The following is an 8,459-nucleotide window of genomic DNA, read 5'->3' on the forward strand; positions in this document are numbered from 1 at the left end:
GGGCGGGCGGGCGGGCTCCGGCCCCCGGCCGTGCGGGGGGGGGGGTGCGCGCCGAACCCCCGGCAACGGGCCCGGGGGTAGGGGAGCCGCGCCGCACCCAGCGCGGATTAGGGGGGGGGCGTGGCGCTGGAGGGCCGGTTCGTCGAGGAGGTCGTCGCCGGTCGGCGGTTCGACGTTGCCACCGGGCAGGCCCCAGCGGCCGGGGTGGGCGGTCGGCCCCGCCATCCGGCCGACCAGCACGCGGCCGTCGTCGGCCGGCTGGACGACGGCGACGAACAGGGCCGGCAGCCAGCCGGTCGCACCGGGCACCCGGCGCAGGACGAACTGCCGGTAGGTGGTGCGGGCCCAGCCGAGTTCGAGGTCCTGCGGACCGTCCGACCGCAGTCCCGCGCAGACGGCGACCGGGCCGTCGAAGAACGTCGGGTTGGCCCGCACCGCCTCGGCCCAGGCGCGGTCCATCGCCGTCCGCTCCTCCGGTGTGAGGTCGGGGGCGGCGGTCTCGACGAGGCGGATCCCGGTGGGCGCCAGGATCTCGACCTCGGCGGGGGCGGGCTGTCGTTCGGTCACGCGGCACATGCTGGCACAGGCCGTGCCACCAGGCCGAACCCGGCGTGGAGCGCATGCGGCCGATCACCGCGCCCGCCCGGCGATCGGCGCGCGAACCGGCGCAGTGCGACGGGCCCGCACGGGCGCAGCGCAGACGCACACCGCCCGGCGCGGCGCATACACATCACGCCCGGCGCACGCGGCGCCCGCTCCGCGCGCACCCCCACCGAGCGCCGGTCCCGCTTTCCCCCGACCCGATCCATACGGCACCCTGATGCCGCCCGCCTTGCCCGCCCGCGCAACGCTTTGCCACCGTGGTGAGGTGAGCGCGGCGGAACGGGGTGGACGCATGAACGGGCTCGGCGAGCGGACGGCCCCGGTCGTCGACCCCACGGACACCCCGCGGATCACGATCCTCGACGGGCGGTACCAGCTGGCCGTCCACGGCCTGGCACGGGCGGACGACGCGTTCGCCGTCGCGTACTCGGTGACCCCGCCCATGCCCGGCGACCTGCACATCCCCTCCCCCGTCGCCTCCCGGCTGTCCCTCCGCCTGGAAGCCGACGACGACCTCGGCCACCGCTACACCGGCACGGGCGGCGCCCACGGCCTGAGCGCCGACGGGCTGCGCACGGAGGGGACGGTCTCCGGGCAGCCCGCCGTCGCCGCGGAGGCCGCGGAGCTCAGGGTGCGGCTGGTCTTCCGCCGCGGCCCGGAGGAGTACGCCTACCGGCTCGCGTTCCCGCTCCCAATCCCGCTCCCGCCGGAGGCCTGAGCGGCGGCCGAGACCCGGCCCGCATCACGCCGAAGGCCAACACCCTTTGTCAGAGGGCGACTTGGGTCTCGGCGCGCTCACGGATGTACTCGTCCGGATGCGTTCTGGCGATCTCCACCGCGCGCTCCACGAGCGGGTGCAGCTCGGCCGGGTACGCGCGCGGGACGAGCGGCAGCCCGGGGAGGATGCTGCGGCGGACGTCCTGGTCCTCGTTGGCGACGAACTCCCGCAGCGCGGCCTCGTGCCACGCGTTGCGCACGCTCGCGCCGTCGTCCGGGTCGGTCCAGCGGTCGCCGGCCGAGAGCGCCGTCCAGTACCAGGCCCGCGCCGCGCCCGCGCGCTCCTCGTCCGTGCCGGTCCGCAGCCGGGCGAGCAGCGCCATCCGGACCCGGCGCCGGCCGAAGCCCGTCAGGGCGGGCTCGACGAACCGCCGGTTGAAGCTCGGGTTCGGGTCGTAGACCGCGGCGTTCAGCAGCGCCTCGAAGTACTCCTCGGGGAGTTCGGCCCGTCCGGCGAGCGCCTTGTGGACCTCCCAGCGCCCCGCGTCCGTGAAGTCCGCCCCCGGCGCGACCTCGATGTCGAGCAGTCGGAGCAGGTCGGCCAGACGTTCCTCGAACGCGCGTGATCCGCGCCTCGCGCTCCCCGGCCACGGCCGGAGACCCCGCACCTCGCCCGCCGTTTCGTTCGCTTCCACGAGCCCCTCCTCATTCTGAGTCACCGGCACACTACTCGCTGCACATCCGTTCGGAGGGTGTTTTCGCGCAGGCCGGGGGCCCGATCGGCGCCGCCGGACCGGGATTGACGAGCCCTCACCCCTTCCATCACCCTTCCACTAATCGAATAGTGAAAGGGTACTTTCCCGATGCACGCGGTCCTCTCGCCAGCCCGCCCGATCCACCCCGACCCCCAGCCGTTCCCCGGCCTCCTCGCGCGGCGGCTCGCCGTCCTGCGCCGCCCCGCCGTCCTCGCCTGGGGACTGGCCGCCGGCTTCGCCGCCCTCTACGCGTGCGTCGGCGTCAACAGGCACCGCCGCGGCCTCACCAAGGCCTACGACCTGGGCATCTTCGAACAGGCCATCCGCGCCTACGCACACGGCCGGGCGCCGGTCGTGCCGCTCAAGGGGCCCGGCTACCACCTGCTCGGCGACCACTTCCACCCGCTGATCGCCACCCTCGCCCCGCTCTACCGGGCCTTCCCGACCCCGGTCACGCTGATCGTCGCCCAGGCGCTGCTCATGGCCCTGGCCGTCGTCCCGCTCACCCGCTGGGCGCACGAAGCGGCCGGACCGCGGGTGGCCCTCGCCATCGGCTGCGCCACCGGGGCCTCCTGGGGGATCGTCCGGGCGGCGGCCGACGACTTCCACGAGATCGCCTTCGCCGTCCCGCTGCTCGCCTTCGCCGTCACCGCGCTCGGCCAGCGCCGCCCGCTGGCGGCCGCGCTGTGGTCGCTGCCACTGCTGCTGGTCAAGGAGGACCTCGGCCTGACCGTCGCCGCGGTCGGCGCGCTCATCGCCTGGCAGGCCAGGCAGGACCACCGCAGCCCGGCGCCCGGCCTGGCCCTCGCGGCGGCCGGCCTCGCCGCGACCGCCCTCACCGTGCTCGTCATCCTGCCGTCGTTCAACCCCACCGGCGGCTTCGACTACTGGCAGCAGGTGGACGGCGGCGGACACCCCTCGGCCGGAGCCATGGCCGCGCGGCTGGTCTGGCCCCCGGTCAAGTGGCTGCTGCTGTTCCTGCTCGCCGCCACTGCCGGCTTCCTCGGCCTGCGCTCGCCGCTCGCCCTGCTCTGCGTGCCCACCCTGGCCTGGCGCCTGCTGTCGGCCAACCCCAACTACTGGGGCGTCAGTTACCACTACAGCGCGGTGCTGATGCCGATCGCGGTCGGCGCCCTCATCGACGTCATCCGGCGGGCCGACCGCCGCCGGATCCGGCGCGCGCTCGCCGTCAGCGCCCTGGTGACGGCCGTGACGCTGCCGCTCTACCCGCTGCACGAGGTCGTGATGCCCGAGGCCTGGCGGACCTCGCCGCGCCTCACCGAGACCCGGGCGATGCTCGGCCTGATACCCGACGACGCCACCGTCGCCTCGTCCAACCGGCTGGCGGCGCAGCTCACCGACCGGGCGGTCGTCACCCTGGTCTGCCGGCCGCCGGACGGTCCGGGCCCGGAGTGGGTCGCCGTCGACCTGCACGACCCGACCGTCCAGTCGCCGTGCGCCATCGCCGCCACGCTCCACATGGTGACGGAGTACCGGGAGCGCGGGTACCGGCCGCTGATCGACCAGAACGGCCTGCTCCTGCTGAAGCGGCCGTGACCGGCCGGAGCCGCGCCGATCGACCCGAGCCGCCGTCCGGCCGGAGGCTCTCCCGGACCCCCCGGGTCCAGCTTGACCCGCGCGCCGCAGTGGGCCACCATTCCACTATTGAACTAGTGAAAGGCCGCAACGGGGTGATCGAGTACCGCATCGAGCGGCGCAGCGGCGTCTCCACCTACCAGCAGATCGTGCAGCAGACCAAACAGGCCCTGCGGCTGGGCCTCCTGCAGCCCGGGGACAAGCTGCCGACCGCCCGCGAGGTGGTCGAGCTGACCGCGATCAACCCCAACACCGTGCTGAAGGCCTACCGCGAACTCGAACGCGAGGGCCTGGTCGAGCCCCGGCCGGGGCTCGGCACCTTCGTCCGGCGCTCGCTCGCCCGGCCGGAGGCGGCCGCCGACGGGCCACTGCGCGCCGACCTGGTCGGCTGGGTGGACCGGGCCCGGGAGGCCGGGCTGGAGCGCGAGGACATGGCCGCGCTGATGGCATCCGTTCTGGAGCAGCGCTTCGGCACCGGGGTCTCCCCGGCACCGCCGAACTGAGAACTACCTGTGGGGGACCGGGTGAACGACCCGATGAACATACCGCCGGCCGAAACGCCCCTCGAAGCGGCGGCAGCCGAACCGCCGGCATTGGAGGCCACCGGCCTCGGCAAGCAGTACAAGGGGGAATGGGCGCTGCACGGCTGCGACTTCACCGTCCCGGCCGGCCGGATCTGCGGGGTGGTGGGCCCCAACGGCGCGGGCAAGAGCACCCTGCTCGGCCTCGCCGCCCGTCTGGTCGCCCCGACCGAAGGCGGGCTCCGGGTCTTCGGCGAACCCGGCGCGACGGCCGAACTGCGCGCCCGCGTCTCGTACGTGGCGCAGGACAAGCCCCTCTACCCGGGCTTCACGGTGGCCGAGACGCTGCGGATGGGCCGCGAGCTCAACCCCGCCTGGGACGACGAGGTGTCCCACCGGATCGTCGAACAGGGCGAGTTGAGGATGCGGGCGCGGATCGGCTCGCTCTCCGGCGGCCAGCGCACCCGGGTCTCGCTGGCGCTCGCCCTCGGCAAGACGCCCGACCTGCTGCTGCTCGACGAGCCGATGGCCGACCTCGACCCGCTCGCCCGCCACCAGCTCATGGGCACGCTCATGGCCGAGGCCGCCGACCGCGGCACCACCATCGTGCTCTCCTCGCACATCCTCCCCGAACTCGACGGCGTCATCGACCACTTGCTGCTCGTCCAGCGCGGCCGCATCCGGCTGGCCGGGGACCTCGACGACATCCTCGACGGGCACCGGCTGCTCACCGGCCCCGCCGAGGCGCCCGCCCCGCCCGCCGACGTCCTGGTCGAACGGCGCGTCGGCGGACGCCGGGCCACCGCGCTCGTGCGCACCGACGCGCCGCCGGACGGACCGTGGGAGGGCGAGCGGCCGAGCCTGGAGGACCTGCTGCTCGGCTACCTCCGCTCCCCCGCCGCCGGACAGCCGTCCGCCACCCTGAATGACGAGGCCGCCGCATGAGCGAACGAAGTGAGCGAATCATCAAGAGGTGCGCATGGGCGAAGGCCCCTGCCGAGCGAAGCGAGGCGGGCGCATGAGCGAACGAAGTGAGCGAACCATCAAGAGGTGCGCATGGGCGAAGGCCCCTGCCGAGCGAAGCGAGGCGGGAGCATGAGCACGAACGTCCTGCCCGACCGGGCCGCCACGTCCACGGCCCCGCGCCCGGCCGCCGGGCGGATACGCGGCCTGACGTGGGTGGTGCTCCGCCAGAACCGCGCGCTCCTCCGGACGATGGGCGCCCTGCTGGTCCTGGCGGCCGCCGATCTGCTCTGGATCCACATCGCCAGCCAGCACACCATCGGAATTCTCCGGAGGACCGGCTGCTACAGCCCCGCGAGCTGGAACAGCACCCAGTGCTGGACCCTGCTCGCCCCCATCAACCGGCCGACGTTCTGGTACGTGCAGGTGCTCCAGCCCGTCGTCACGGCGATCCCGCTGCTGGTCGGCGTCTTCGTCGGCGCGCCGATGATCGCCCAGGAGCACGAGCGCGGGACGATCCGCCTCATCCGCTCGCAGTCCGTCCACCCGCTGCGGTGGCTCGCGGTCCGGCTCGCCGTGCCCGGCCTCGCCGTGCTGGCCACCACCGGCGTCGTCGCCGCGCTGATGAGCTGGGTCTGGTGGACGGACGTCGTCCACGGCCCGATCGCCTTCGACCCGCCGTTCCAGTTCTTCACCTACCCCGCCCTCGGGCTGGCGCCGGTGGCCTGGTCCCTGTTCGCGCTCGCGGTGGGCGCGCTGCTCGGCCAGCTGCTGCGCCGGACGCTGCCCGCGATGTTCGTCACGGCGGCCACGGTCGGAACCGCCTTCGGCGTGATGAGCTGGGCCCGCCGGTACCTCTACCCGATCACTGACAAGGTGGTGCCGCTGCACGAGGCGCAGCCGACCAACGCGTGGCTGATCGACCACGGCGTGGTCATGGCCGACGGCACCCGGGTCAACGACGAGGTGTGCATCTCCGCGGACCACGTCTGCGACGGCGCCACCGCCTCCTGGATCAAGTACCACCCCTCCGCCGACCTCGTCCCCGTGCAACTCGTGGAGGCCGGGATCCTGCTGGCCCTCACCGCCGCTGTCCTGGTGGCCGTCTTCCGGCTGGCCCGGAAGTAGCCCGCCCCGGGCGGCCTGCCGCCCCGACGACCCGACGGCAGTGACACCCCGACGGCTGTGGCGCTCAGGCCGGGCGGCCGGGCGGGACGAGGCCGGACTGGTAGGCGATCGCGACGAGTTGGGCGCGGTCGCGGGCGTCGAGCTTGGCCATCGCGCGGTGCACGTGGGTGCGGACCGTGAACGGGCTCACGTACATGCGCTCGGCGATCTCCTCGTTGGTCAGGCCGGTGGCGGCCATCGACATCACCTCGCGTTCGCGGGCGGTGAGGACGGCGAGGCGTTCGGCGGTGACGGCGGCGGAGGCGGCCGGATCGGGCTGGGCGAGGAACTGGTCGATGACGGCCCGGGTGGCGGCGGGCGAGAGCAGGGCGTCGCCGGCGGCCACGGTGCGGACGGCGGCGAGGAGCTCCTTCGGGTCGGCGCCCTTGCCGAGGAAGCCGCCCGCGCCCGCGCGCAGCGCCTGGGCCACGTACTCGTCGATCTCGAAGGTCGTGAGGATGAGCACCCGGGTGCCGGCCAGTTCCGCGTCGCCGCAGATCGCCGCCGTCGCGCCGAGGCCGTCGGCGCCGGGCCTGCGGATGTCCATCAGGACGATGTCCGGCTTGGTGGCGCGGGCGAGCTCCACCGCCTCGCGGCCGTCGGCGGCCTCGCCCACGACCTCCATGTCGTCCTCGGCGTCGATGAGGACGCGGAAGGCGCCGCGCAGCAGGGCCTGGTCGTCGGCGAGCAGTACGCGGATGGTCATGGGCGGTCCTTGTCGGGTCGGGCGGAGTCCCGTCGGACGGCGTCGCACCAGCCGGCGACGGGACGGGCGGCGTCGGAGCGGCCGGTCTCCGGGTGGGAGGCATCAGGGAGGGCGGCCTCCGGGCCCGGGTCGCGGGCGCCGGTGCGCAGCGGGAGTTCGGCGGTGACGAGGAACCCGCCGCCGGGGCGGGGGTCGGCGGCGAGGCGTCCGCCGACGGCGCCGGCGCGTTCGCGCATGCCGATGAGGCCGAAGCCGCCCTCGCCGGGGACCTGGCTGGGCAGCAGCACGGGCCGGCGGGCGGCGACCGGCGGCGGGCCGCCGTTGGCGACGGTCAGGGCGAGCCGGCTCTCGGTGTATCCGATGGTGACCTCGGCGCCGGCACCGCTCGCGTGCTTGGCCACGTTGGTCAGGGACTCCTGGAGGATCCGGTAGGCGGTGAGGTCGACGCCGGGCGACAGCGGCCTGGCCTCGCCCCGGACGCTGAGCCGCACCGGCAGGCCGGCCCGCTCGAAGGCGTTGATCAGGTCGGGGAGGCGGTCGAGGCCTGGGGTGGGTTCGAGCGGGGCCGGCTCCTCGGCACGGCGCAGCAGGCCCACGGTGGCGCGCAGCTCCTGGAGGGCGGAGCCGGTGGCGTCGGTGATGTGGCTGAGGACCTCGCGGGCCTGGGCGGGGTGGCGGTCCATGAGGTGGACGGCGATGCCGGCCTGGGCGTTGGCGAGGGCGATGTGGTGGGCGACGACGTCGTGGAGGTCGCGGGCGATCCGGATGCGCTCGTCGGCGACGCGGCGGCGGGCCTCCTCCTCGCGGGTGCGCTCGGCGCGTTCGGCGCGCTCCTCGATGGCGGCGAGGTGGGCGCGGCGGTTGCGGATGGAGTCCCCGAGAGCCCCGGGCAGCAGGGCCCAGGCGAGGACGCCGAGCCGCTCGCCGAAGTGGCCGCCGGCGTCGACGGCCAGCGAGGTCGCGGTGAGCACGACGGCCGTGACGATGGAGGCGCGCAGCGCGGTGGTGCGGTCCGTGCGGACGGCGAGGAAGTACAGCGCGCAGAGCAGCGGGGTGGCGAGGGCGGGGGTGAGCTTGGGGGTGGTCGGGGTCAGCAGGACGGAGCAGACGAGCGTGACCGCGACGACCGCGAGCGGGTGGCGGCGGTGGGCGAAGACGGCGACGACGGAGACCAGCGACAGGACGCCGGTGAGCGGGTTGAGGCCGTGGAAGTGGCCGCTCTGGTCGAGCGTCGCCCCGAAGGCGGTGGAGGTGGCGAGAGCGGCGCCCCCGACGACGTCCATCAGTCGGGGGTGGTTCTGGCGCAGGCGCTGCCAGGTGGTGGTCATGGGTGCTCTCCGGGTCGCGGGGCGGGGGGGGGCGGGCCCCGCCGCGGGGGGGGCGGCGCGCGCCCCCCCCCCCCACCCGGAAAAAGGGGGGGGGGGAAAAGAG

General features: G+C 74.9%; 8 protein-coding genes and 1 pseudogene. 5 read left to right on the top strand and 4 right to left on the bottom strand.

Annotated elements, in window-relative coordinates:
• Positions 1-567, bottom strand: a pseudogene (locus ACFV4F_RS34925) (hypothetical protein); the annotation flags it as partial.
• Positions 568-895: 328 nt separating this feature from the next.
• On the opposite strand from ACFV4F_RS34925, the gene ACFV4F_RS34930 reads away from it, so the two are divergent.
• Complete coding sequence (locus ACFV4F_RS34930; RefSeq protein WP_380508709.1) at positions 896-1,321, top strand: hypothetical protein; 426 nt, start codon at positions 896-898, stop codon at positions 1,319-1,321.
• Between the two features lie 49 nt (positions 1,322-1,370).
• Here ACFV4F_RS34930 and ACFV4F_RS34935 read toward each other — a convergent pair whose 3' ends face one another.
• A complete protein-coding gene (locus ACFV4F_RS34935; RefSeq protein ID WP_380439805.1) occupies positions 1,371-2,015 on the bottom strand; it encodes a hypothetical protein in 645 nt (214 codons plus the stop codon).
• Between the two features lie 168 nt (positions 2,016-2,183).
• Here ACFV4F_RS34935 and ACFV4F_RS34940 point away from each other — a divergent pair, with 168 nt between their 5' ends.
• The 4 genes from ACFV4F_RS34940 to ACFV4F_RS34955 all read left to right on the top strand — a co-directional run bounded on the left by ACFV4F_RS34940 (position 2,184) and on the right by ACFV4F_RS34955 (position 6,283).
• A complete protein-coding gene (locus ACFV4F_RS34940; protein ID WP_380508712.1) occupies positions 2,184-3,632 on the top strand; it encodes a DUF2079 domain-containing protein in 1,449 nt (482 codons plus the stop codon).
• A gap of 134 nt (positions 3,633-3,766) precedes the next feature.
• Positions 3,767-4,174 carry a GntR family transcriptional regulator gene (locus tag ACFV4F_RS34945; RefSeq protein ID WP_380439913.1) on the top strand — a complete coding sequence of 136 codons (408 nt, stop codon included), beginning with the start codon at positions 3,767-3,769 and terminating at the stop codon, positions 4,172-4,174.
• 33 nt (positions 4,175-4,207) lie between these two features.
• Entirely contained in the window at positions 4,208-5,137 is a 930-nt protein-coding gene (locus ACFV4F_RS34950; RefSeq protein ID WP_380508715.1) for an ABC transporter ATP-binding protein, read from the top strand.
• Between the two features lie 150 nt (positions 5,138-5,287).
• Positions 5,288-6,283 (top strand): hypothetical protein, encoded by a 996-nt coding sequence (locus tag ACFV4F_RS34955; RefSeq protein ID WP_380508718.1) that lies wholly within the window; start codon positions 5,288-5,290, stop codon positions 6,281-6,283.
• Between the two features lie 64 nt (positions 6,284-6,347).
• On the opposite strand, the gene ACFV4F_RS34960 is transcribed toward ACFV4F_RS34955, so the two are convergent.
• Entirely contained in the window at positions 6,348-7,028 is a 681-nt protein-coding gene (locus tag ACFV4F_RS34960) for a response regulator (RefSeq protein WP_380508720.1), read from the bottom strand.
• Complete coding sequence (locus tag ACFV4F_RS34965; protein ID WP_380508723.1) at positions 7,025-8,356, bottom strand: sensor histidine kinase; 1,332 nt, start codon at positions 8,354-8,356, stop codon at positions 7,025-7,027. The genes ACFV4F_RS34960 and ACFV4F_RS34965 overlap by 4 nt, the downstream gene beginning before the upstream one ends.
• Between the last annotated feature and the right edge of the window lie 103 nt (positions 8,357-8,459).

Origin of the sequence: Kitasatospora sp. NPDC059722, from assembly GCF_042733235.1 — a bacterium.
In the GTDB taxonomy this organism is placed as follows: domain Bacteria; phylum Actinomycetota; class Actinomycetes; order Streptomycetales; family Streptomycetaceae; genus Kitasatospora.

Coding starts and splice junctions, on each gene's coding strand:
- ACFV4F_RS34930 (WP_380508709.1), top strand. CDS start 896: ATGAACGGGCTCGGCGAGCGGACGGCCCCGGTCGTCGACCCCACGGAC.
- ACFV4F_RS34940 (WP_380508712.1), top strand. CDS start 2,184: ATGCACGCGGTCCTCTCGCCAGCCCGCCCGATCCACCCCGACCCCCAG.
- ACFV4F_RS34950 (WP_380508715.1), top strand. CDS start 4,208: ATGAACATACCGCCGGCCGAAACGCCCCTCGAAGCGGCGGCAGCCGAA.
- ACFV4F_RS34955 (WP_380508718.1), top strand. CDS start 5,288: ATGAGCACGAACGTCCTGCCCGACCGGGCCGCCACGTCCACGGCCCCG.
- ACFV4F_RS34960 (WP_380508720.1), bottom strand. CDS start 7,028: ATGACCATCCGCGTACTGCTCGCCGACGACCAGGCCCTGCTGCGCGGC.
- ACFV4F_RS34965 (WP_380508723.1), bottom strand. CDS start 8,356: ATGACCACCACCTGGCAGCGCCTGCGCCAGAACCACCCCCGACTGATG.